This window comes from Haloarcula sp. H-GB5 (assembly GCF_054850705.1).
Genome location: NZ_JBTWBG010000028.1, coordinates 1 through 932 on the forward strand (window position 1 = coordinate 1; position 932 = coordinate 932).

At 60.7% G+C, this 932-nt stretch carries 2 protein-coding genes; both read left to right on the forward strand.

The features are described 5' to 3' along the window. A partial coding sequence (locus ACYJ11_RS21360; protein ID WP_461649394.1) for a hypothetical protein occupies positions 1–341 on the forward strand: 341 nt, incomplete at its 5' end. A gap of 38 nt (positions 342–379) precedes the next feature. After that, the coding region (locus ACYJ11_RS21365; RefSeq protein WP_461649395.1) for a hypothetical protein at positions 380–932 on the forward strand (553 nt) is incomplete at its 3' end.

The following is a 932-nucleotide window of genomic DNA, read 5'->3' on the forward strand; positions in this document are numbered from 1 at the left end:
CCCCCGCGCTCGATGGAGCTATCACCGTGCGTCCGGAGTCTGCCCGCTATCCGATAGCCGCACAGGTTGTCGACGGTGCTGAGTATCTTGTCGCAACAGCCCGAGAAACGTTCACTCCCCCAGCTGACTACCAGTTCCAGTCGTGGGACGTACTCCAGTCTGGTCGCCTTGCCTTCCGGTCAGGTGACCCCCAGTTCCCGCCAGCCGACGTGAGCCGTGCAATCGCAACGCTTGCGAAGCATCCTGCGTATCAGCCTGAGCGGTTCACGATCTTCTACCGAGGATGCGAACCAGTGTATATCGAAGGTCCAGACGCAGGCATTGTGATCACCCCGTGGTAACTCGATAGCGATTTTCTGTTCCTCTGGCGGGTGCGAGGATGTCCACACACTCAGCATCGACGCGAACACAGTCGTTCCAGCATCGCCCGCCAGCAGACACAGGGGAGTGTTCCTGTCCGATTCACGCCAACGGTGACCCGTTCACGGCACCTCTCGGGATTCGATTTGCCGATCATGTCGCCGTCGAGCCAATCGACAGAGAGACCGCAGCCGCCGTCTACGAGGCGCATCACTCTTATATGGGGTCGCTGCCGTCGGTCAACCTCACCCACCACGGGCTGTACTTTCAGGACACGTTGGTCGGGGCCATCACCTACCGCTACCCGCTCATCTCGAAGAAGCGAATCCGGTACGGCGTCGACGGCCAGCTCTGTCCTGAACCAGTCGAGATCGACAGTCTTCCAGCAGAGATACGAACGACTGCCCGACGGGTGCTTCCGTCGACGGACACACCAGTCGTTGACAGCGAAGTGATTTCTGGGGACTCGCTCGTCGAGGCCGCGCGGATTTGTCTGGGCGTTCGGATGCCGAACCTCGCGTCGGCAGCGCTGGCCCGCTCACAGGAGCGATTCTTAGCGAACGACGACCGTA